The following is a 23,145-nucleotide window of genomic DNA, read 5'->3' on the forward strand; positions in this document are numbered from 1 at the left end:
CATTAGTAACTCCACGGCGTCGAAATGGCTTTTACCAAAGTGCCTATGGTGATGCGTTCCTCTCCCGACTTTACTGCGTAGCATGCAGCAGATTTAATTGAGTTCATAATAGAGTCCATTCGCCCACTGGTATTCTCTAAAAGAAACCCAATAACCTCAGCGCCATCAAGGTTTGACGGCCTTCTTAATGGTAGATTTTGCTCAACCCCCGCCAGAAACGATCTAAAAGACTCGCTTTCTCTCCAGTCATCAATCTGGACGCTATAAAATCGCCTAGAGAACTGTTCATCCATACTCAAAGCGTTCCTAGCGAGATCAATACCGAAACCTATTATTGATAATCCATAAGTATTATTGGATAGCGACTTCATAATGGACAAATTTTTAAGTTGCTCTGGCCTCGCCACCAGCATTGACTCGTGCAGTTCATCTATAATCAGAGCCTTTATTTTTCTCAATTTTATCACTTCGGCTAGCTCCGCCGGAAGCGTGGCTTTTCTGGGGTGTCCGAACTTAATCAGCCCATGAGGGAGGCCTAGTGCCGAAACAAGCAACTCACCAAATTTTAGATTAAATGGGTTCGCAACCATGTCTAGAAAGACAATTTGGTTAGAGAGTGCTTCAGAATTCCTTATCTGCTGAATGATTGAGCTTTTACCGGCGCCAGGAGCACCGGTTACAATCATACACGGCGCCTGCATTCTTCTAGGAACGGCCAGTACATTTTCAACCATCTTTAAAATGCTATTTGATTGAGGGTGGTCAATGTAAAAACTATCTCGCTGTATAGCGGCCAACCGCATGTCGTCAGATGAACATGCCAATTCCCTAGCGCTCTCCGTTAAGTGCTCATAAGAACTCATCAAGACCTCCTAGAATAGGGCGTCGCCTTTTTCGAGTAGTCAGGTTTTTTGATTTCTACATCTGACCTATCTGGAGCAGTCGCTGATATAGTCTCGTCAGCGATCCACGTGCTGGTCTCATGCTCGAATTTGGCAGCAATTATTTTTCTCGCTCGCTTTGTCTTCGTTATCGCTCCCTTCACTATCTGCGCATTTTCTTTTATCACATCTATCAAAGCATGATCTTCCAATGCTCCATCTGGTGTGACGCCTTCTTTTCGCCTAAACTTCAATAGCGCCCTGTGTTCCTCATATGCAAAGTCACTGGTCGTCACATCAGAAAAGTACAGCGGAATATATCCTCCATCCAACCTTGCCCATATTGTCGCCATTGAGTGCGGATCGTACTTAATGACCACTCTCTCTCTACCTATATGGGGAGTTAATCCAGGACTCCAGTACCATTTACCATTTAGAGTCACGCCTTGGGGGTGGATTTTCCGACTCATCTCCGGCATGAAGTCAAGGCGAAACGTCCACGAATCGGAAATTATCGGAGGATGAGTAACGTTGTTTTCGGAATCAACAAAATGCGACTTCCACTCCGCCGCAGGAGAGCGGCCCAGCCCTTTATGCTTACGCCCATGATAAATAGCGACCTGCCCTGCAAACCATTGGCAAAACTCCTTGAAGGTCAGTGCAGAATTTTTCTCACTATCATAACCTCTGCGACTAACAGGATTGGAGTGAGTAGTACCGGGCAAGAAGTGCACATAATCGGTCATCAGTGTGCCGATCAAACGCTCAACATGACCTCCATAATGCTTTGCCCCAATTGGTCGCCATTTCAAGCCAATTTTGTGTAGCACACATGCACGCTGAAATTTAACGGTCTTGAACTCACTTGCGTTATCCATGTGCAAGAGTTTTGGGACCCCATAATATGGATGTAGACCTGCGCTCACTCCCAGTCTTTTAAGGAATTGATTTTTAGGAAGTGCGGCATGCGCTACAGCACAGGCAACAGAGAGGCTAGATGGCGGGTATAGACTTAGATAATAACCAAGAATAACCCTGGTCTTGACATCAATGAGGACAGTTAACCAGGGCCTGCCTATTGGTCGGCGTGTAATTTGATCGACCAATATCAGATCTACTCTGGTATGATCCATCTGCACCCATTCAAGCGGCAGATGAATTTCCTTTTTACCTGGTCTTGCTGCATATTTTTGACTCGTCGCCTCATGCCCATGCTTTCTCAGATGACGCTCTTTCTCAGGTATATCTTTGAGCCGTGCAGATATTGCCGATCGAGAAGGTGGCTTTAAACCAAGCCTAATGGATAACTCTTCCGCCTTGCGAAAAACCGCAGCTATGGTTGCCGACTTTCCTATGTACGCCTCTTTGATTGCCTGCTTTATTACGTCATCGACATCTTTAATGAGTCTTCTTGAGCCTTTCTTATTCCCTCTCTTCATCCTTAGCAGAGACGCTGGACCAATTTCCTCATCATAAAACTTAATGTTTCTATAAAAGGTACCATTTGAGACGCCTGCTTGCTCTAGCGCCTGAGCCAAGTTGAGTTCTTTTGCCAAGTATCTCTTTATTAAGTCGAACTGTGACTGAGCGGCCTGCAACTCCTCCAGAGGCACTACCGACTCGCTTGATAGCGACTCAACTTGAAGCAGATTAATATTATCCTCATCCCTTGAAGGCAAATGCTCAATTTCGTCAATGTCGACAACTAACTTTTCACTGCTTTTTTTTAGGACAACCTCGACCGTCAAGTTGGGAAGACATTTATTAACTGTTGCAACATGCCCCCTCGCGACGACAACCAAGCCCTCCCGCAGCAATATTTGCCCCATGCGCCCTCCCTGAATCCTTCGATAGATCACAGTTCGTTATGAGCGTAGCTGGCCTTTGAAAAATGTAAAAAAATAAATTCTAGGTTGTTTTTTACAGTCTATAAAAGACACATATGGTTTTTTAATAAAAAAATCAATAAGATAGGATAATTACAATATTTAAGAGTCACCCACAGTCGCAGGACGATCACCGAATCGTCCTTCAATTGATGGTTATCTCCACCGACGATCATCAACCTTATTCTCCAACTTGTGCCGAGGCCACGATACCTTTGAGCGAGAAAATCGAGTCATTGAGGATCGGCAGGCCGTGGTCGCGCCAATGTAGCTACACGAACTCAATGACATGACCAAAGACCAGGCGATCGATCAGATTTCCCATGGCGCCACCAAGAGTCAATGCGAACCCCAGAAACACGTACATGGGCTGGGTCGTTCGCCGGATCAGCCCTATGACGATGGTCACAGCAGAAAGCAGCAATTGAAGCCCCCAAAAGCTGCGCCTGTGTTGTAGGAAAATTGCAGAGCCAGTGCGGGAAAAAGCTCAAGTAACTGAGAATATTCCAATAGTGCGTCCACCACATGTTTCGTGATCTGGTCCATGACTACGACAGAAACAGACAACGCCAAGAATACGAACTTCGCCCGCGCCTGAGAAATCAACTTGGCGCTCCTTGTTAAATGGCTTGCTTTGAAAATCGGGGGCAATAATTCCCGGTGTGTGAGAGCGCATGGCTATTACCTCCGCTCCTGGGTGGTCAATCCGCCCAACTCTGTTTTCGTTGAATATATTGGTCCGCCAACGTCCAGTTGCATTTCGATACATGACAACATCGTTGAGTTCGCCCTGAGCACGAAGATGTAAAAATACTGCGTGGTGTATCAAAAGATTTGACGTGACATGTCCAAGCCGCTTGGCATCAGGCCAAACATAATCCTCCTCCCCCCCCCCCAGGTGTTGTTTGTTATGCAACATCCTGCTGACTTATTTTTCACGTTTTTTTGATACCCCGAATTTTAGACTACTTCTCTCACTATTCGAGCGTGCTGGAGCGACCAAACCCTCCGTATTGTGCCCAAGGAGTGTTTCTTGATACCGAACGATGAAGAGTCGATCAACCTCACCAAGGCTCTGGGGAAGGCGCTGAAGGAGTTCAGGATCAGCAAGGGTTTTTCACAGGCAGAGGTCGGACGTAGCCAGCACACGCTCAGCGTGTTGGAGAAAGGAAAGAAGGCAGTGTCTATCGACGATCTGGACTTCATCTCCACTTGCATCGGGGTTGCCCCGCTGACTGTCCTGGCTAGAGCGTACCTGATGCTCGACGATACGCTCGGCCCCGATGAGTTGTTGTCCCGAGTGATGGCTGAGCTGGATGCTCTTGCGCAAGCCGAAGTTTCAAGTTTTCCGCTGAAATGAGCGATCAAGTAAGCGCTTCACGCCAGCTTCATGAACCAATCAGATAGCGATGCACCCGGTCTATGCGTCGAGTGCGTTCGTATGCGCCAATTTTCTCCAGAACGGAGTGCCAGCCTGCATGCGGCCTCGCGATGAGTCCTAATAGATATGTTCAAGAAGATCTCGATTCGCCCTGAACTGCTTGCCTTTCTGACGAGCGCTCTATTTTTATCGTTTTATAATTTCCCTCTGTGGAAACATATCGCCAACATCGTCCCGTCCGATGTTGGTGGCATGCTTATGCGCATTGCATTCGGGGTGATGGTACTGGCCATCTTCAACTTTGTTCTGGTGCTGTTCTCGTTTCGCTGGGTCTTCAAGCCCCTCCTGATAACTCTCTTTCTGGCAAGTTCCGGCGCCGCCTATTTCATGAGCCAGTATGGCGTACTGATCGACGCCAATATGCTGCGCAATGTCATGGAAACAGACGTGAACGAGGTCCGCGGACTTCTCTCCCTGAAGTTCGCTCTGTTCGTGGTGCTCCTGGGAATACTGCCGTCTTGGTTGTTGTGGAAGTTACCGGTCAGGCATCAGAAGCTTGGGCGCGAACTGCTGGGCAAGTTGGCCATCGCCATCGCTTCACTTGTGGTGCTTGGCGTTGTAGCCCTGGCCAACTATCAAGGACTGGCCTCCCTCTTCCGCAACCACCACGAGTTGCGGCTGCTGGTGGTGCCCAGCAACTACCTGAACGCCTCGTTCGGCTACGTGCGCGAACAACTGGCGGTGGCCAAGGCACCGCTGCGCCCTATCGCGACCGATGCCCATAAGGCCCCTGCCTGGCAGTCCCACCAGCGTAAGTCCCTGACCGTGCTGGTCATTGGCGAAAGTGCCCGGGCGAAGAACTTCGGCATCCTCGGTTATGAACGCGATACGACACCTGCCCTGAAGTCCCAGCCCGACGTCGTTGCATTCGCCAACGCGCGCTCCTGTGGCACAGAAACGGCGGTATCGGTGCCCTGCATGTTCTCCAACATGGGGCGCAGCGGCTATGACGCAGCCCAGGCCCGCAGCCAGGAAGGGCTGCTGGATGTACTCCAGCGCGCGGGCCTTGCGGTTACCTGGCGCGACAATCAGTCCGGCTGCAAGGGCACTTGTGATCGCGTGGCGCTGCAGGACCTGAGCCATGAGCAGGACCCGGCGCTGTGCAACACCGACGAGTGTCATGACGGAATCCTGCTCACGGGCCTGCAGGAGTACATCGACCAGATGAAGGACGATTCGGTGATCGTCCTGCACCAAGTGGGCAGCCATGGGCCCGAGTACTTCAAGCGCTATCCGAAGCAGTTCGAGAAATTCAGCCCGGTATGTACCAGCAATGCCCTGAACAACTGCAGCCAGGAAAGCATCATCAATGCCTACGACAACACTCTGGTCTACACCGACTACCTGCTGTCGAGCCTGATCGACCTGCTGAACAGGAACCAGGACCGCTTCGACACAGCGATGATCTACCTCTCCGACCACGGCGAATCCCTGGGCGAATACAACCTCTTCCTGCACGGGACGCCCTATCTGCTGGCCCCGGACCAGCAAAAGCACGTGCCGTTGCTAACATGGTTCTCCAAGAGCTACCAGCAGGATTTCGGGCTGGATCTCGAATGCCTGCGTATGGAACGCGACAAGGCGCTGAGCCACGACAATCTCTTCCACTCTGTTCTGGGTCTGCTGCAGATACAGACCAGTGAATACCGGGGCGGGCTCGACATGTTCTCGGCCTGCCGTGGCACCACGACAAACACTTCCGTGGCTATCGAATAGGAACGCATGGATGCTACGTATCAACTCCACCACCGCCACTACTTCTCCCCTCCTCGCCTGGCAACGCATCAGCCTATGTGCCCTCTACGGCTTGCTGGTGGTGCGCCTGATGCTCATGGGCTGGGTGCCCCTTACCGACACCACCGAAGCACGTTATGCCGAAATCGCCCGCAAGATGCTTGAAACCGGCAACTGGGTAACGCCGCTGCATGACTACGGCATTCCCTTCTGGGCCAAGCCGCCGCTTTCCACCTGGCTCTCCGCGCTCAGCATGGGGTTGCTGGGGCAGACCGAGTTCGCCGTACGGCTGCCTTCGCTGCTGCTGTCATTGGGTGTGCTGTGGTTGGTGGGGTCGCTGGTCTTTCGCCGGGCTGGCCGGGACATGGCGCTTATCACGGTGCTGATGCTCGCCAGCAGCCTGTTTTTTTTCGTGTCCGCCGGCGCGGTGATGACAGACCCGGCCCTGGTGTTCTGCACCACCCTGATCCTGGTCGCGTTCTGGCGCGCCGTGGTGGATGGCGATGGTATCTGGGGCTACGCGTTCTTCCTCGGCATTGGTCTGGGGTTGCTGGCAAAAGGGCCGATCGCCATTGTGCTGAGCGGCATGCCGCTCTTCTTCTGGGTGCTCCTGCGTCGGCAATGGCTGCCACTATGGCAACGCCTTCCTTGGGTCCGCGGCTCCCTGCTGGCAGCTCTGGTGGCGGTCCCCTGGTACATCTGGGCGGAGATACGCACGCCGGGCTTCCTCGACTATTTCATCATGGGCGAGCATGTGCAGCGTTTCCTGGACCCGGGCTGGCAAGGTGACAAATACGGCTTCGCCCATGCCACGCCGCACGGGATGATCTGGCTGTTCGCCGTGGCCGCCCTGCTCCCCTGGTCGCTGGTCGCTCCCTTGTGGATATGGCGCAGCCTCAAGCAGCCCCGGGCCCAGGCGGCCGACGATGGCGGCTGGTTGACCTTCCTGTTGCTCTGGGCCTGCTTGCCGCTGGCATTCTTCAGCCTGTCAGGGAATATCATCTTTCCCTACACGCTGCCCATGCTGCCCGCTGCCTGCCTGCTCTTCGCCGAACTCTGGAACCGCACCCGCCGGCACGACGCCCCTCCCCGGCTGCCCTGGCTGGCGATCGCCGTGGTGGTGCTTGGCATCGTCCTCATCTTGCTCCAGGCGGCGGTTCCGGAGCGCCTGCTGCGCACCCAGAAGGCCGTCATCGCTCAATGGCACGCCCTGCAGCCGGACGCCGACAGCCAGCTGATCTACTGGAGCAAGCGGCGGGAGTTCTCTTCGGAGTTCTATTCATCGGGGCGCACCCGCGCGACTCATGACGCCGAGGCTTTGAAGAGGCTGCTAGGCCCTGCGCGCAATTTCGTCGCAGTCAGCGCGGGGGATGTCTCCGAGTTGCCGAATGAACTCCAAAGCAGGCTTGAGCGCCTGGCGGAGATCAAGGTCAAGGGCGACACCGTCCTGATCCTGGGCGATGCACGCACGGAGCAAGAGACGCCAACCACTGGCAAGGAGATGCCCTGATGGATGCCTACGTAGAACCTGATCGCCTGGCCTGCAGCAACGGGGAACGTCCCAGGTCCCCCCTCGTCAGCTGCATAATTCCCGCCTTCAACGAAGCGGAGAACATCGGCGCCCTGTTGCGCACCCTGCATGGCTTGCTGACCGACCATGGTTACCGTCACGAGCTGCTGGTGGTGGACGATGGCAGCCGCGACGGTACCGCATTACGGGTGCTCGATGAATGTGATTCGATGCCGGTGGTCCTGGTGCAGTTGTCGCGAAACTTCGGCAAGGAGATCGCGCTCACCGCCGGCATCGACCATGCCGAAGGTGATGTCGCGGTACTCATCGACGGGGATTTCCAACACCCTCCAGAGATGGTCCCGGTATTTCTGGAAAAGTGGCGTGCAGGGTACGACATGGTCTACGGTGTGCGCCCCGACCGTGTCGGAGAGAGCCTGATAAAGCGCCTCTTCACCCACGCCTTCTACATATTGGTCAACCTCGGCTCGCCTCAGCGCATTCCAGAGAACACCCAGGACTTCCGGGTGATGGACCGCTGTGTGATGGACGCCCTGCGGCAGATGCCCGAGCGAAACCGTTTCATGAAAGGGCTCTACAACTGGGTCGGCTTCTCGCAGCTGGCGATGGAGTGCGAGACCGCAGAGCGACGCGGTGGCAAGAGCAGCTTCAACTTCCGCCGCCTGCTGACCCTCGGCATGACGGGGCTCACCGCCTTCTCCAACATGCCGCTGCGCATCTGGACGCTCGCTGGTTGCTGCATCTCGCTGTGCTCGATCCTCTACGCCTGCTGGGAGCTGGGCCATACCCTGTTATTCGGAAACCCGGTTTCCGGCTGGCCGACCCTGTCGGTAGCCATCACCTTCCTCGGCGGCGTGCAGCTGTTTTCGGTCGGTATTCTGGGCGAGTACATCGGGCGCATCTTCGATGAGGTGAAGCAGCGCCCTACCTATCTGGTTCGGCAGGTTTCTCGACATCGCCCGAGAGCTGGTCAATGAGCCGACAGTTGTTCTGGTTCAGCGTGGTCGGTTTGCTGGCGATGTTCGTGCACTTCACCCTGGTCGCCGGGTTGCTTGTTCCCGCCGGCCTGGCCCCCCTGCAGGCCAATGTCCTGGGGTTCCTGCTGGCCTTTACCCTCAGTTACTGGGGCCACCGGACCCGGACATTCGACGCCAGCCACGTCCCTCATGCCAAGGCGTTGCCGCGTTTTTTCCTGGTGTCGTGCCTGGGATTCTGTCTGAACGAGGCCCTGTACTTCCTCACGCTGCGCTTCACCCAGCTCGGCTACAGGGAAGCCCTGTTGTTGGTGTTGGTGGCCGTCGCGGGCGTGACCTTCCTGCTCGGTCGCTTCTGGGCCTTTCACGGACCGCGCCCAACATGAAGAAGATCATCCTGTGCGCCGATGATTTCGCGCTCTCGGCGACGAGTAGCGAACGTATCCTTCGGCTGATGGAGCTCGGCCGCATCTCGGCTACGAGCGTCATGAGCCAGTCCCCCCTCTGGCCATCGCTTGCGCCTGGCTTGGCGGCCCAGGCTGAAACTGCCAGGCTCGATATTGGCCTGCATTTCAACCTGACCCATCCCTTCGACGACGGCGCACGCCCCCTCTCCCACTGGTTGCTGCTCAGCCAGGCACGGCGTCTTTCCGGCGACTGGTTGCGAGACCGCATGCTGGAGCAGATCGACCTGTTCTCGGGCCATTTCCAGCGCTTGCCGGATTTCATCGACGGTCATCAGCATGTGCATGCCTTCCCGGTCATTCGCGAGGCCCTGTTCAAGGCGGTTAGCCTGCGCTGGGGCACAGCTCCGAAGCCCTATCTGCGAGGTCCGGACAGGCTTGGCCATGCAGGGCGCGCGTGGTTCAAGGCGGGCGTGCTCAAAGCCATGTGCATGGGCTTTTCAGCGCGTGCTTCTGCTCTGGGGTATGCGCTGCCGGCGTGGTTCGGCGGCCTCTACAGCCTGGACTCGTCAGCTGGTTTCCCGCACCTGATGGCACAGTGGCTGGCACTGGCCCCAACGCGCGCCCTGTTGATGTGCCACCCCGGCGACAACGAGGCCGGAGACGCCATCGGACCGGCACGGTCCTGGGAGTACCACTACCTGGGTAGCAACGAATTCCTCGAGCATTGCCTGGAGAACCGGGTGCTCCTCACCGGCTTCCGCGGATAACACGTTTCCACCCTCCCCCACTGCGCCTTGACCCCGACAGGAGAGCCTGCTTGATATTCCTACCCAGCAAGCAGCCGCTTGAGCGGCGAATCATCACCGCGTTCGTCCTGATGACGTTGATCGTCAGCGGCATGTTCTGCCTGGGGATCGTCGCTATCGTGCACTTCCTGGAAGAGCACCTGGTATCTGAGGAACTGGTCCGGGAGCTGGATTTCACCATCAACGAAGAGCCCAAGATCGAGCAGGCATCTCGTATCCATGCCAACACGCGCTACTACAGCACCCGCTCAGGCAACCTGGCCATACCTCAGCGTTTCCTGGGGCTCCCCGAGGGGTTCTCCGAAATGGTCGATGGCAAGGAAGCCTTCTATGTCTACAAGCGCAGCCATAAGGGGCATGAAGACCTACTCGTGGAGGACCAGCACGAGTTCGAGGCGCGCGAGCAGACGATGTTCGATGTTGTGCTCGCTGGATTCATTCTCAGTGTCATTGGGTCCTGGGGGCTGGGTCGGCTGCTTGCCCGCAAGGTGATGATCCCGGTGCGCCGGCTTGCACAGCAGGTCCGCCATCGCGATCAGTTGCTCCCCGTCGCGCCTCGGCTGGCACCTGACTACCCCGACGACGAGATAGGCCACCTGGCCGCAGCCTTCGACGAGACACTGGGGCAACTGCGCCTCTCGCTCGAGCGTGAGCGGCTGTTCACCAGCGATGTCAGCCACGAATTGCGCACACCGTTGATGATCGTGAGCACCTCGTGCGAGCTCCTTCGTGAGACACCGCATCTGACGCCGGCCGACCAGGCGTTGATAGCCCGTATCGTGCGCGCGACTGCTGAAATGAACGACCTGGTGCAGACCTTTCTGCGACTCGCCCGTGCCGGCCAGGGAAACAGCGTCCAGGGCGACAAGGTCGCTCTGGAAAATATCGCTGTCGAGCAGTATCGGTTGTGGAGCCCGCAATTCGAAGCAAAGGGGCTCTTGTTCACGATCGAGGAAGAAGGGACGAGCCGAGGTCGATACGAGAGCCCACAACTACGTACGGTGATGTCCAACCTGCTCCGGAATGCCCTGCACTACACCGAAACGGGCAGCGTCAAACTCATCCTCATGGCAGAAGGCTTTCGTGTCGAGGACAGTGGACAAGGGATCCCGGAGGAGGAGCAGGAACGGATATTCCAAAGCTTCGTGCGCGGCCAGCAGACCCGGGGCGAGGGGTTGGGCCTCGGCCTTTCGCTGGTCAAGCGAATATGCCAGCAGCAGGGATGGGAAGTTTCCCTGGAGTCCAGCCTGGCGACCGGCAGTTGCTTCATCGTGAAGCTGGGCATGGGGGGTTGACACAATTTTCACGTGCTTTTGACTTCGCCTGTACGGCGCTCCACCTAGATTGGCTCACTCATACATGGAGTGGAGCCTAAATGTCACAGCCTCGGACGAAGCACTTTGTGCTGGACTTCTCGGGTGTCAAAGCGCTTAGGGCCGACGGTGAAACGCCCATCGGGCGACCTGGCCCAGGCATGGCCGGCCGTCTCACCGCATGGCGCGAAGAGCGCCTGGTACGGCGGGCATTGAGCGACGCCGGCGAGCCCAACCTGGTGCTCAACCTGTCGTCCAGGAGCGGGCACCTCTGGCAGGTACTGACCCGCCACCCCAACCGGATCGTCATCGTGGGCGATGACCTCGCCGGTGCCTCGGCCCAGAGCCGTACGACCCGGAATCCGGGCGTTGCAGGACAGGTCGCGGTTCAGTACCCACCCCTGCACATCGATCTTGGCGAGAACGCCGTGGATTCGATCTTCTGCCTTCGTGTCCTGCAACGCATCGAGAATCCACAGTCACGCCTGCAGGTCCTGCGCGAACTGCATCGGGTTACCCGCGACACCCTGATCATCTCGCTCTGGATCGACGGCAACTATCAGGCCTGGAGGCGCAAGCGCCTGGAATCGCAACGGACCCTGGAAAGAGGACAGTCGGCCCGCATCGTCGTGCCCAGGCGACAGATCGAAGAGGAATTCCAGGACGTTGGCTTCACCGTCCTCTCTCACATGGACCTGCTGCCCGGGTACTCGATGTGGCGTTTCTACATTCTGCGGAAAACATCCTGAGGTGCAGGTATGACATTGGCTGCCAGCTCGAAATGGACGCGCAACCCTTCGCAGGCGAGGACTGCATCCATCCCATCCCGGCCGTACAGCCGGAGAACCAGCCGAGCGCTGGCATTGATAGCCCTGGTGTTGCTACTGGCCGCCTATCCGGCGTGGCGCCACTTCTATCCGGCCACGGCCGCGCATGGTTGGACCTACGACGTCCACCTGACATCCATCGAACGCGCCAGTGCGCTGCTTCCAGACGGTAATGGCGGGCTGTTCGTAAGCCAGGAGATCCAGGACAGAAAAGGGAGCATTCTGCATGTGGGGCGTGATGGTCAGCGGCAACATCTGGTGACGGGTCTGTCCAAGCCGGATGGCATGCTTCGTTATCGGGGCGGAGTGGCCTTCACCCAGGAACAGGGCAAGCATCCCGTGCTGTGGATGGACGAGCAAAGTACCCGGTCGCTTTTCACTGCCGATAGCGTCGAGGGAATGGCCACCGATGGGCACTATCTCTACGCGGTAGAAGATCTCCACGGTACAGGGCGCCTGCTCCGCTACGACTTCGAGACGAATGAAGTCACCGCGCTACGTACGGGCCTGGATGAGGCGGAATCGGTGGCCCACTGCCCGGACGGGCGTCTGTTCTACACCGAGAAAACCCACGGCCATGTCCGCCAGTTGCTCGCCGATGGCTCCGACCCTGTGGTGCTGGACGGTCTGCGCGAGCCCGGCTTCCTTCTGTGCAATCTCGAAGGGCTTTGGATCACCGAGGATGCGACCCATATGGCCCGGGTCTTCCTCTGGGAAGGGTTGAGTGACCTGAAGGTGGTTCTCTCTCACCTGCGCTCCCCGCAGACGATCGTCGAGGCGACGCCTGGGCAATACCTGGTGGCTGAACAGGGACGCGACCGCGTGCTTGAGCTCGGGCGCCTCTAGGTCTGGCAATTTCGCGGAACATCGCCCACTCATCGCCGCGCGTGCTCCGGCCCCGATGCTTTTTGGCCAATCAGGCAATGATCGGCTATTAGCTGGGAGTAACGAATTTTTCACGAGTGGATGGCTAGTTTGGCTGACCGGCGCATGGAGTGAGTAGGAACACTCGCAACGATGCCATTCAGGAACAAGGGACGGGCGGGAGCTGAATGAAGATATCCATTTTCGGAACGGGCTATGTCGGCCTGACTCAGGCGGCGTGCCTGGCAGAAGTCGGGCATAGCGTCTGCTGCGTCGACATCGACGTCGAACGCATCGCCTTGCTCGCTCAAGGGCGCTCCCCGATCTACGAGCCCGGGCTCGAGGCCCTGCTCCAGGGCAACATCGCCGCTGGACGCCTCCACTTCACAACCAGTGCCCATGAGGGCGTAGCTTTCGCCAAGGTCATCTACATCTCCGTAGGCACCCCACCCGACGAGGATGGCAGCGCTGACATGAGGCATGTCTTTGCCGTGGCCCGCACCATTGCCGAGCACGCCATCGAAGACAAGGTGGTGATCAACAAGTCCACCTCCCCCGTGGGCACCGTGAAGCGCATCGGCGCGCTCATCGACGCTGCCCTGGTCGCCCAGGGGAGCCAGCTGCGCATCCAAGTGGTCTCCAACCCTGAGTTCCTCAAGGAAGGCTCGGCCGTCGACGACTGCATGCGCCCCGAGCGGATCATCATCGGCATCGACGGCGAATGTGACCTCGGGCTGTTCCGGGAGATCAACAAGCCCTTCAGCCGGCATCGGGAGAAACTCATCTTCATGGACAGCCGCAGTGCCGAGCTGACCAAGTATGCGGCGAACTGCATGCTAGCCACCAAGATTTCCTTCATCAACGAAATGGCCAATCTCGCAGAGCGCCTGGGCGCCGATATCGAGATGGTGCGCAAGGGGATCGGTTCCGACCCGCGGATCGGCTACGACTTCATCTACCCCGGCTGCGGTTATGGCGGCTCCTGCTTCCCCAAGGACATCCGGGCCCTGCAGCGTACCGCCATGGACATCGGCTATCGCCCCGCGCTCCTGGAAGCGGTGGAGTCGGTGAACCAGCAGCAGAAGCACAAGGTGTTCCAGAACATCGAGCGACATTACCAGGGCGACCTGCGCGGCAAGACATTTGCGCTCTGGGGACTGTCCTTCAAACCCAACACCAACGACATGCGCGAAGCACCGAGCCGGGTACTGCTGGAATCGCTCTGGGCAGTAGGCGCCCGCGTCCAGGCGTTCGACCCCGAAGCCATGGATGAGGCCCGGAGGCTCTATGGCGACCGCCTCGGCCTGCAACTGACCGACACCAAGGAGGCGGCACTGGAGGGTGCAAACGCCCTGGTCATCCTCACCGAGTGGCTGAACTTCCGCATAGCCGACTTCGCCCTGATCCGTGAACGGCTGGTCGACAGGGTCGTCTTCGACGGGCGCAATATCTTCGAGCCCGTGCAACTGGCACGTGAGGACCTCACCTATTACTCGATCGGGCGCGCCGTCGCCGGGGCTTCCCGTTGAGGTTCCTGGTCACCGGCGCCGCCGGCTTCATCGGTTTCCACACAGCCATGCGTCTCTGCCGGTCCGGGCACCAGGTGGTGGGCGTCGACAACCTCAACGACTACTACAGCGTCGACCTCAAGCGGGCCCGTCTCGAGGAACTGCTCCACGGCGCGCCGGGGTTCGAGTTCCACAAGCTAGACATCGCCGATCGCCAAGGCATGCAGGCCCTGTTCGACCGCCAGCGCTTCGACCGGGTCATCCATCTCGCCGCGCAGGCGGGCGTGCGCTATTCGCTGGAGAACCCCCACGTCTATGTCGACGCCAACCTGGGCGGCTTCATCAACGTGCTCGAGGGCTGCCGCCAGACCAAGGTCGGCCACCTGGTCTATGCCTCCAGCAGTTCGGTGTATGGCATGAATGCCAAGGTTCCCTTTGCCATCGGAGACACGGTCGACGACCCGATCTCGCTCTATGCCGCGACCAAGCGCGCCAACGAACTGATGGCGCACAGCTATGCGCACCTGTATCGCATCCCCTTGACCGGGCTGCGATTCTTCACCGTCTACGGCCCATGGGGCCGTCCCGACATGGCGCCCTTCAAGTTCACCAAGGCAGTGCTAGAACGACGCCCTATAGAGATCTACAACCACGGCGACATGTCGCGGGACTTCACCTACATCGACGATGTCGTAGAAGGCATCGTCCGTGTCCAGGCTTGCCCTCCCCCCTATGCGGACGAGCCCGAGCAACGTCGCCAGGGCCCGACCGACCGCCTGTTCAACATCGGCCTCGGCTCGCCCGTCAGGCTGCTGGAATTCGTCGAATGCATCGAATCGGCCACCGGCATGGCCGCCATACGGCAGTTGCGGCCCATGCAGCCGGGCGATGTCCCGCAGACCTGGGCGGAGGTCAGCGCGCTGGCCGAGCGCACGGGGTTCCGCCCCACCACATCGCTGCGCGAAGGCGTCGGACGCTTCGTCGATTGGTATCGGGGGTTCTATGGTATCTGAGCCCATCCGGTACGCCGGAGCCCGCCCATGCTGACCCCCCGCGTGGTGCTCAAGGGGCTGGGCCTGATCCTCAGCCTGGCGTTGATCGGCTACCTGTTCGACAGCAGCGACCTGGGCAATGCCATCAACGAGGCGTGGATCGACGCGCATATCCGTGACCGCGGTCTCCCCGGCATCCTGCTGTTCCTGGCCATGGGCGCCCTGTTCACCATGGTGGGGCTGCCCCGGCAGATCATCGCCTTCCTCGCCGGCTACGCCTTCGGGCTGCTGTCCGGAACGCTCCTCGGGGCGGCGGCGGCGCTCTTTGGTTGCCTGATCACCTTCCTGTACGCGCGGCTGTTCGGCAGGGGGGTCCTCCACCGGCGGCTGGGCCGGCGCGCGGCGCGCTTCGATCGCTTCATCCAGCAGAATCCGTTCTCGATGACCCTGCTCATCCGCTTGCTGCCGGTCGGCAGCAACGTACTGACGAATCTCGCCGCTGGTATCTCGAGCATCCGCCTCGTGCCCTTCCTGGCGGCCAGCTTTGTCGGCTTCCTGCCGCAGACGCTGGTGTTCACCCTGGTCGGCAGCGGCATCAATGTGGCACCGGCCGCGCGCATCGGCACGGCAATCTGTTTGTTCGTGATATCCGCCCTGCTTGGCGGCTACCTGTATCACCGGCACCGCCACGGCCTGAGCATCGACGATGGCGTCGACGTGGCGCTCGGCGAAGTCGAGCACACCCCGTGAGCCCACCCCTCCCTCGTCCGCCGGAGCCGGTCGCCCCGAACCCAACTTTCACGCATGGAGCCAGAATGCCGACCAAGCCTTACCTCTCCGTACTGATCCCGGCCAAGAATGAAGCCGAGAACCTGCCCCCGCTGCTGGAAGAGATCCGTCAGGCTCTCGCCGGCGAGGACTTCGAGGTGCTGGTGGTGGATGACGGCAGCACCGATGGCACCTCCGACGCCCTGGTTGCCCTCAAGCGAGGTGGCTACCCGCAACTGCGGGTCCTGAAGCATGACCGCTCCCTGGGGCAAAGCACCTCAATCTACCACGCGGCGCAGGCGGCCTGCGGAACCTGGCTCGCTACCCTGGACGGCGATGGCCAGAACGACCCGGCCGACATCCCCGGGATGCTTGCGGTCATACGCTCACCGCAGGCACCACGGAACCTGAAGTTGATCGCCGGGCACCGCGTGAATCGACGGGACACCGCCAGCAAGCGTTGGGCCTCCCGTTTCGCCAACCGCCTGCGCGGCCGCCTGCTCAGGGACAACACGCCGGATACCGGATGCGGGCTCAAGCTGATCGAGCGCGACGCCTTCCTGAGGCTCCCCTACTTCGACCACATGCACCGCTTCATCCCCGCGCTGATCCAGCGCCACCAAGGGGCGATGCTGGTTCATCCGGTGAACCACCGCCCCCGTGGCGCCGGCGTTTCCAACTACGGCAACCTGGATCGTGCGCTGGTGGGGATACTCGACCTGTTCGGCGTCTGGTGGTTGATCCGTCGTACGCGCTTAAACACCACGCCCTGCGAGTTGGAAGGCTGAACATGGGCCAGACCTCCCCCGCCATCGGCCGTATAGAGCCCCGGGAGCTGATCCGCAGCAGCCGCGCCTCGCTGATCCTGCTGTTACTCCTGGCTGCGGCCATGATCAGCGCCGGCCTGGGCATGCGCGCCCCCTCCAACGTCGACGAGGAGCGCTTCCTCGGCGTGGCGCTGGAGATGCTGCAGAGCGGCGATTGGCTCATCCCCCATCGTGCCGCCGAGATATACCCCGACAAGCCGCCGTTGTTCATGTGGGTCGTCGCGGCCCTGAGCGAACTGGGCATACCGCCCACCATCGCCCTGTTCCTGCCCGCGCTGCTGGCCGGCATGGTGGCCACCGCGTGTCTGCATGACCTGGGCACACGCCTGTGGAACCGTCGTGTGGGCATGATCGCCGGCCTGCTGTTCCTTGCCACCTATCAGACCTACAGCATCCAGCGCGCGGGGCAGATCGACGGTTTCCTGCTGCTGTGGATCGCTCTTGGTTTCTACGGGATGGCCCGCCACCTGCTGCTCGGCCCCGCCTGGCGCTGGTTCTACCTGGCCTGCGCCGCCATGGGCTTCGGCATCATCAGCAAGGGTGTGGGATTCCTCCCCGTGCTGATGCTGATCCCATACGCCTACGCCGCCCGGCGCGGCTGGAACGGTGTCGTGCGCATGCCGGGCGCCGGCGGGGCATGGGCACTGGGCCTGCTGGTTGCCCTGGCGGCCATCGCGAGCTGGCTGCTGCCGCTGGTGATCAAGGTAGCGCTGTACGGCGACGAAGCCAGCCGTGCCTACCTCGACGAGATACTCCTGAGGCAGACGGCCAAGCGCTATGCCGACGCCTGGCACCATCGCGAGCCGTTCTGGTATTTCTTCACCCACGTCATCCCCAAGAACTGGATGCCCCTGGTCCTCGCCCTACCCTGGCTGGTCCCCGCCTGGCGGCGCCAGCTCGCCCGGCGGGATGGCCGCTACCTGGTACTGCTGGGCTGGGTGGTCCTGGTGCTGATCTTCTTCAGCTTCAGCAGTGGCAAACGCAAGATCTATATCTTCCCGGCCGTTCCTGGCTTGGTCCTGGCCATGGCCCCTCTTGTCCCCTGGCTGCTGCGCCGCTGGTTCGCCCAGAGGCCTCGCGCGCGGAAAGTATTCATCGGACTGACGGTGCTCTGGTTCTTCGCCTGGTTCGCGCGGGGCTTCATAGAGCCCATCAAGGACGGTGTGAACCCCAGGCATCTCCTGATGACCAACGTCGCAGATGCCACCCGGGGTTCACAACTCGTGCTGACCCAATGGCAGGAGGGGCATTGGCTGTATGCCCGTCAGCCTCTCGTCCACTTCGGCGTCCTGGCTCCGAACCAGACGGAGAAGGCGGCGGAATGGCTGCGCGCCAACCCTGCTGACTACGCCTTGATCCGCCCGAACGAGCTCGCCCGTTGCTTCATACCCGACAAGGCGAAACGGATCGGCGATGGCGATGAGGAAGACTGGTTCCTCGTGCAGGAGGACGCCGATAACGGCCAGTGCAGTGACCCGGATGCGACCCGGCCGTACCACTTCGCGTGGAAACACCCGATCGATTGACTCCATGGGCAGGACTCGCGCTCCGCTGCTGCGGGGACACGAGCCGGGTGCCCGCAGCACAGGACTCGGCATGAGCATCACAATCGATCCCAACGTGCGCAGTATCAGACCGCGACGCAGGTTCCTCGCTCTCGGCCTCTATGGCCTGGGTGCACTGGCTTTGGCGCTGCTGGTCCTGGCGTCCGGCAAGTTCCACTGGCATGACCGCGTCTGGTTCTATGTCGTCAGCCGCCTCAATGCGGACCAGTGGAGGCAGGAAAGCCTCTGGCTGCCAGACTTCAAGGTGGATATCGAGGCCATGCCGGTCATCGGTGTTGATGACGACCTCTCCGCCATCGACTTCGCCGAGGACCGGCGCCAGCTGCTGGCCGTCACCAACGCATCCCCCAGGCTGCTGGAGTTGGATTTCGACGGGAAGGTCACCGCCCAGTACCCGCTGGTGGGATTCGAGGATGTCGAAGGGATCACCTACATGGGGGACGGCGTAGTGGCCGTGGTGGATGAGGTACAGCAGCAGCTTGTCTTCTTCCACATACCTGAGCACCCCGGTGAAGGAATCGACAAGCGAGACTGCGAGACCCTGGCCATTCCCCTGGCCTCCAGTGCCCATAACAAAGGGCTCGAAGGGATCACCTACGATGCGGTGAACGACCGCCTGTTCGTCGCCAAGGAGCGTGACCCACGTAAGCTCTACGTGGTCAGCGGGGTCAAGGCGAGCCTGGGACACAGGATGCGTGTCAAGGTCGAGGACCTCAGCGACTGGATAACCGACAGCGTCTTCGCCAAGGACATCTCGGACCTTCACTTCGACCAGCGGACCGGCCACCTCCTGGTACTCAGCGATGAGTCCCGGCTGGTCATCGAGCTGAACGGAAGCGGCAAGGCGGTCAGCATCCGCTCGCTGCGAGGCGGCGATGACCTGAAGCACGATGCGCCCCAGCCCGAAGGGCTGACCCTCGACAACCAGGGCACGCTGTACGTGGTCAGCGAACCCAATCTTTTCTACCGTTTCAAGAAGCACTGAGCGCCTGGGTATCGCAGCCCCGGGGCGGTGGCACCGAACCGCCACCCGCTCGAGATAAGGAATTTCCAGCGGTGCCCCAGCATTACGACCTCATCGTGCTGGACATCATTCTGGTAGGTATCGACGGGCGGACGTCGCTCTCGCCGCCCGCCTTCCCAGGTCACTTGCCGGCTTGGGCCTGCTGGTGGTCGCGCCAGCTCAGGTAGCCCACCAGGGCAAGAATGATGACGGCAAACACCTCGCTGGTGCCGACTGTTCCAAGCCCCAATCCGCCTTTCCTGGCCGAGTGCGATAGCCAGTCGCCCACGGATGCTCCGAATGGCCGCGTGAGCACATAGGCGATCCAGAAGGCCGTCACGACATTCAGGCGGAAGAAGTAGTGGGCGATCGCCACGGCGAGGATGCACCCGGCGAAGACCAGGGCCGAGACCGCATAGCCCAGCTTCAGCTCTTCCGCGACCAGGTCACCGGCGGCGGTGCCGAGCGCGAAGGTCATCAGGATCGCCGTCCAGTAGAAAAGCTCCCTCCTTCCCGGATAGATGGTCCGGATCGACAGGGTCTTCTCCTGAGCGAACCAGAGCACGAAGGTCATTGCCAGCAGCACGCTGAACACTGCGGTAGTGGCGGTCAGTGCCACACCGTAGGTATCCACCAGGCTGTCGGTGACCAGGGTACCGAAGATGCTCACCTGCACCACAGCCAGCCAGTACTTCCAGGGCACGTAGCGTTCGCTGCGCAACTGGATGAGCATCACCGCCACCAGCAACGCTCCCATGATCAGGGACGTCAGCGGCAGCCCGACATGCAGCTTGAAGATCAGGAAGTCCGCCCCCGTCTCCCCCACCGTGGTCGACAGGATCTTGATCACCCAGAACACCAACGTCACCACTGGAACCTTGTTCTGCAGGGTATCGGTCCAAACACCGTTGTCCTCGCTCATGCTGGAGCCTCCATGTTGTCTTTCGTTGTACGAAGCGGGCCGGAATGCATGTATTCCCACTACCCTCGCCGAGAGTTGCAAGGGAGGTTAGGGACGGAGGCGTGAAGCGCCTGTCGGGTGTCCGTGAAGTTTTCGTCGGTCCGGCGGCATGCCGCTGGGAGGAAGACTTGCTGCCCGACGGATGAATGGTGTTGTTGCTGTTGCGCATCAGCTGGCTATATAGCGAGGACGAACAGCTTCAGGGTCATTGGTCTTCAGCAGTTCCGCCTGGTCATCCACCGATTCCCGACGGCGCCGCTCGCCGTGATAGCGACTGATGGCGCGATCAGGGATGATCTTCATAGCGCCAGGGGCGCGCCCCTTCCCTCTCGGGGCAGCAGCCGGCGGACACAGGCATCATGCACAACCTCATGGGCTGTTTGTCGATCACCAGAGCGGCGACTCACGGAGTCGACCAGTTTGAGCCCGCACCGCGACAAGTGTGTTTCTGGCTGGCGCGTGCGACACGTGAAGGCTTCTCAGCATGATTACGGCTCACGATATAAGTCAGAAAATCTTGCAATTGAAGAGCCGAAGGCAGTGCCCGGCCATGACCAGTGCCACAGGTGTGCAAGCATCCACTCCCAGACTTGTGCAGCAGGACCTGTAACGTCTCTGAGTCATCATCATTTCGCTCGGCTAGAGCCATTCCTCATCACGGCACCCGGTATCCATAACCGCTTGACCGTCGCCCCGAGCGGCAACCCGGATCGTGTTTTGCTGCAAGGTCACGGATTTCGCGGCCTGCGTCTGCCGGCTCGGTTTCCTGAGCTATCCGACAGCTTTTCATTCTGCAGCCTGAGCTGCATGCAGCGGTCATCGGCTTGCTTGCAAAAACAACCCCACTGTCTACGTTGCAATTACGCAGTCACCGTGGACATGCACCCCAGCCGCTCAGGACGTGAACGCTGGACCTGACGAAGCACAGCCTCGCCAGGGATAGGGAAATCAACCAGAAGAACAAAGGGAACTTGATGAAGCGCCTGATGAGTCATGTCCTCTCGCGTAGAGGCCCGTGGGAACACTTGTGCCTGTCGCTCGCACTGTTCGCGGTGCTGGTGATCGTCAGCTTCCTCCTTTTCGAAGAACCCATGCAGCGCCTGCTGGCGAGCCTTGGCCAGCAGCCTGCGGACCCCGTGCGTGCGCTCAACCTCGCCGTTCTCGTCATCGCGTTGCTGGCCCTGGATGTGGTGCTGCCGGTGCCGTCAAGCATGGTGTCGCTCCTGGCGGTTGCGGTACTGGGGGCCGTAGGCGGCTACCTGGTGATCTTCGTCGGCCTGTGCCTGGGGTCGTTGCTGGGCTACTGGCTGGGGGCCGGGTACTTCCGCATCGCCTCCGGGCTGCTGGACATCGAGGACTGGCGCAAGGCCGGGCGCCTGGCCAACCGGCTCAACACCTGGTCGCTGATCTGCCTGCGTGGCGTGCCCGTACTGGCGGAAACCTCGGTACTCGCCGCCGGCATGCAGCGCTATCCGCTGCGACGTTTCCTGGTCATCACCACCCTGGCCAATGCGGGCCTGGCCGCGGTCTACGGCGCGCTCGGCAGTTTCGTCGCCGAGGACCAGGTCCTGCTCCTGGCGGTGATGGCCAGCATGCTGTTGCCGGCGTTGTTCCTGGCGGGCCGTGGCCTGCTGGCACGTCGCGACCTCACCACGGCCGCCTCCGACACCCGCCAGCTGGAGGGTTCCTTCACCGTCACCTACCGCTACCCGGTGCTGTTCACCGAGCACCTGTTCGCCGCGAACAACGATTGCCTGCATCGCCAGCTGACCGACAACGGCACCCGCCCCGCAAGCGCCATGGTCTTCGCCGACGCGGACCTGCTGCGCAGCAACCCTGCCCTGGCCGCGCAGATCCAGGGCTATTTCCAGTCCCGCGCGAGTGACCTGAAGCTGCTGGCCGATCCCATCGCCGTGCCCGCCGGCGAGTCCTGCAAGACGCCCGATGTGCTGCAACGCCTCTATGGGCAGATGCTCGAACACGGCCTCGACCGGCACTGCTACGTGCTCGCGCTGGGCGGCGGTGCGTTGCTGGATGCCGTGGGCTACGCCTGTGCGACCTTCCACCGTGGCGTGCGCCTGATCCGCATCCCCACCACCGTGCTGGCGCAGAACGATGCCGGCGTCGGCGTGAAGAACGGCATCAACGCCTTCGAGCAGAAGAATCTCCTGGGTGCCTTCCAGCCCGCCAACGCGGTGATCAACGACTTCCAGCTGCTGCTCGGGCTGCCCCGGCGCGACCAGTTGGCCGGGTTGGCCGAAGCGGTCAAGGTGGCGGCGATCAAGGACGCGGCCTTCTTCGCCTGGCTGGAAGAACAGGCCGACGCCCTCTCCGCCTTCGCCCATGAGCCCAGCCGCTATGCCATCCGCCGTTGCGCCGAGCTGCACCTGGAGCAGATCACCCGGGGCGGCGATCCCTTCGAGCGCGGCAACGGTCGGCCCCTGGACTACGGCCACTGGGCGGCGCACAAGCTGGAGAAACTCAGCCAGCACCGCCTGCGCCATGGCGAGGCGGTGGCCGTCGGCATGGCCCTGGATGCCCTGTACGCCAAGACCCTCGGGCTTCTCGCGGAGCATGAGGCCCAGCGCCTGCTCAGCCTCCTGGCCCGGCTCGGCTTCAACCTGTCGCCGCCCGAACTGAGCCTGCGCGATGACCAGGGCAACCTGCGCGTGCTGCAAGGGCTGGAGGATTTCCGCCAGCACCTGGGGGGCGAGCTGTCCATCCCCATGCTCGAACGCATCGGCCGCGCCGTGGATGTCCACCAGATCGACCAGCCGACCATGGAGCTGGCCCTGCAACGACTGGTCGAGATGCGCCCACGCGAGCCGGCCTGGACCGAGGGCTACGCGCGATGAGC

20 protein-coding genes and 1 pseudogene are annotated in these 23,145 nt (G+C 60.1%); 16 read left to right on the forward strand and 5 right to left on the reverse strand.

Going from position 1 to position 23,145, the window contains the following annotated elements; all coding sequences use genetic code 11:
* Window positions 1-2 precede the first annotated feature (2 nt).
* The 4 genes and pseudogenes from ACYJSS_RS18130 to ACYJSS_RS18145 form a co-directional block, all read right to left on the reverse strand.
* Window positions 3-863: a TniB family NTP-binding protein gene (locus ACYJSS_RS18130; protein ID WP_236204889.1), complete on the reverse strand. Its 861-nt coding sequence runs from the start codon at window positions 861-863 to the stop codon at window positions 3-5.
* A complete protein-coding gene (locus ACYJSS_RS18135; RefSeq protein ID WP_236204888.1) occupies window positions 863-2,710 on the reverse strand; it encodes a Mu transposase C-terminal domain-containing protein in 1,848 nt (615 codons plus the stop codon). The genes ACYJSS_RS18130 and ACYJSS_RS18135 overlap by 1 nt, the downstream gene beginning before the upstream one ends.
* A 328-nt stretch (window positions 2,711-3,038) precedes the next feature.
* Window positions 3,039-3,313: pseudogene (locus ACYJSS_RS18140) on the reverse strand (signal peptidase II).
* On the reverse strand, window positions 3,255-3,686 hold the full coding sequence (locus ACYJSS_RS18145; RefSeq protein ID WP_459480355.1) for a hypothetical protein: 432 nt from the start codon (window positions 3,684-3,686) through the stop codon (window positions 3,255-3,257). The pseudogene ACYJSS_RS18140 and the gene ACYJSS_RS18145 overlap by 59 nt, the downstream one beginning before the upstream one ends.
* Before the next feature lie 114 nt (window positions 3,687-3,800).
* Between ACYJSS_RS18145 and ACYJSS_RS18150 the strand changes: the two genes are divergently transcribed.
* From ACYJSS_RS18150 to ACYJSS_RS18220, 15 genes are all read left to right on the forward strand, one after another.
* Window positions 3,801-4,127, forward strand: a complete 327-nt coding sequence (locus ACYJSS_RS18150) for a helix-turn-helix domain-containing protein (RefSeq protein ID WP_111262358.1) — start codon at window positions 3,801-3,803, stop codon at window positions 4,125-4,127.
* Window positions 4,128-4,274: 147 nt separating this feature from the next.
* Window positions 4,275-5,924: a phosphoethanolamine transferase gene (locus ACYJSS_RS18155; protein WP_236204887.1), complete on the forward strand. Its 1,650-nt coding sequence runs from the start codon at window positions 4,275-4,277 to the stop codon at window positions 5,922-5,924.
* A gap of 10 nt (window positions 5,925-5,934) precedes the next feature.
* Window positions 5,935-7,452, forward strand: coding sequence for an ArnT family glycosyltransferase (locus tag ACYJSS_RS18160; protein ID WP_111262360.1), 1,518 nt, complete (start codon window positions 5,935-5,937; stop codon window positions 7,450-7,452).
* Window positions 7,452-8,450 carry a glycosyltransferase family 2 protein gene (locus tag ACYJSS_RS18165; protein WP_236204886.1) on the forward strand — a complete coding sequence of 333 codons (999 nt, stop codon included), beginning with the start codon at window positions 7,452-7,454 and terminating at the stop codon, window positions 8,448-8,450. The genes ACYJSS_RS18160 and ACYJSS_RS18165 overlap by 1 nt, the downstream gene beginning before the upstream one ends.
* A complete protein-coding gene (locus ACYJSS_RS18170; protein ID WP_111262362.1) occupies window positions 8,447-8,833 on the forward strand; it encodes a GtrA family protein in 387 nt (128 codons plus the stop codon). Before ACYJSS_RS18165 ends, ACYJSS_RS18170 begins: the two co-directional genes overlap by 4 nt.
* Window positions 8,830-9,621 (forward strand): ChbG/HpnK family deacetylase, encoded by a 792-nt coding sequence (locus ACYJSS_RS18175; RefSeq protein WP_111262363.1) that lies wholly within the window; start codon window positions 8,830-8,832, stop codon window positions 9,619-9,621. The genes ACYJSS_RS18170 and ACYJSS_RS18175 overlap by 4 nt, the downstream gene beginning before the upstream one ends.
* Window positions 9,622-9,731: 110 nt before the next feature.
* On the forward strand, window positions 9,732-10,955 hold the full coding sequence (locus tag ACYJSS_RS18180; protein ID WP_111262381.1) for a sensor histidine kinase: 1,224 nt from the start codon (window positions 9,732-9,734) through the stop codon (window positions 10,953-10,955).
* Between the two features lie 179 nt (window positions 10,956-11,134).
* The gene (locus ACYJSS_RS18185) at window positions 11,135-11,722 is read left to right on the forward strand and encodes a class I SAM-dependent methyltransferase (RefSeq protein ID WP_146603030.1); all 588 of its coding nucleotides are present in this window, start codon (window positions 11,135-11,137) and stop codon (window positions 11,720-11,722) included.
* A 9-nt stretch (window positions 11,723-11,731) separates the two neighbouring features.
* Window positions 11,732-12,646, forward strand: a complete 915-nt coding sequence (locus tag ACYJSS_RS18190) for an NHL repeat-containing protein (RefSeq protein ID WP_236204885.1) — start codon at window positions 11,732-11,734, stop codon at window positions 12,644-12,646.
* 206 nt (window positions 12,647-12,852) lie between these two features.
* Entirely contained in the window at window positions 12,853-14,193 is a 1,341-nt protein-coding gene (locus ACYJSS_RS18195) for a UDP-glucose dehydrogenase family protein (RefSeq protein ID WP_236204884.1), read from the forward strand.
* Window positions 14,190-15,185 (forward strand): NAD-dependent epimerase, encoded by a 996-nt coding sequence (locus tag ACYJSS_RS18200; protein WP_111262366.1) that lies wholly within the window; start codon window positions 14,190-14,192, stop codon window positions 15,183-15,185. Before ACYJSS_RS18195 ends, ACYJSS_RS18200 begins: the two co-directional genes overlap by 4 nt.
* Window positions 15,186-15,212: 27 nt before the next feature.
* Complete coding sequence (locus tag ACYJSS_RS18205) at window positions 15,213-15,914, forward strand: TVP38/TMEM64 family protein (RefSeq protein ID WP_236204883.1); 702 nt, start codon at window positions 15,213-15,215, stop codon at window positions 15,912-15,914.
* Between the two features lie 65 nt (window positions 15,915-15,979).
* Window positions 15,980-16,720 carry a glycosyltransferase family 2 protein gene (locus tag ACYJSS_RS18210; RefSeq protein WP_111262367.1) on the forward strand — a complete coding sequence of 247 codons (741 nt, stop codon included), beginning with the start codon at window positions 15,980-15,982 and terminating at the stop codon, window positions 16,718-16,720.
* 101 nt (window positions 16,721-16,821) lie between these two features.
* Entirely contained in the window at window positions 16,822-18,285 is a 1,464-nt protein-coding gene (locus ACYJSS_RS18215; RefSeq protein ID WP_236204953.1) for an ArnT family glycosyltransferase, read from the forward strand.
* A 70-nt stretch (window positions 18,286-18,355) separates the two neighbouring features.
* On the forward strand, window positions 18,356-19,309 hold the full coding sequence (locus ACYJSS_RS18220; protein ID WP_111262369.1) for an SdiA-regulated domain-containing protein: 954 nt from the start codon (window positions 18,356-18,358) through the stop codon (window positions 19,307-19,309).
* Between the two features lie 160 nt (window positions 19,310-19,469).
* Here the strand turns inward: ACYJSS_RS18220 and ACYJSS_RS18225 are convergent, their stop codons facing one another.
* A complete protein-coding gene (locus ACYJSS_RS18225; protein WP_111262370.1) occupies window positions 19,470-20,249 on the reverse strand; it encodes a COG4705 family protein in 780 nt (259 codons plus the stop codon).
* A 1,013-nt stretch (window positions 20,250-21,262) separates the two neighbouring features.
* Here ACYJSS_RS18225 and ACYJSS_RS18230 point away from each other — a divergent pair.
* A complete protein-coding gene (locus ACYJSS_RS18230) occupies window positions 21,263-23,143 on the forward strand; it encodes a 3-dehydroquinate synthase (protein WP_111262371.1) in 1,881 nt (626 codons plus the stop codon).
* Window positions 23,144-23,145: the final 2 nt, after the last annotated feature.

This window comes from Pseudomonas sp. No.21, from assembly GCF_054558415.1.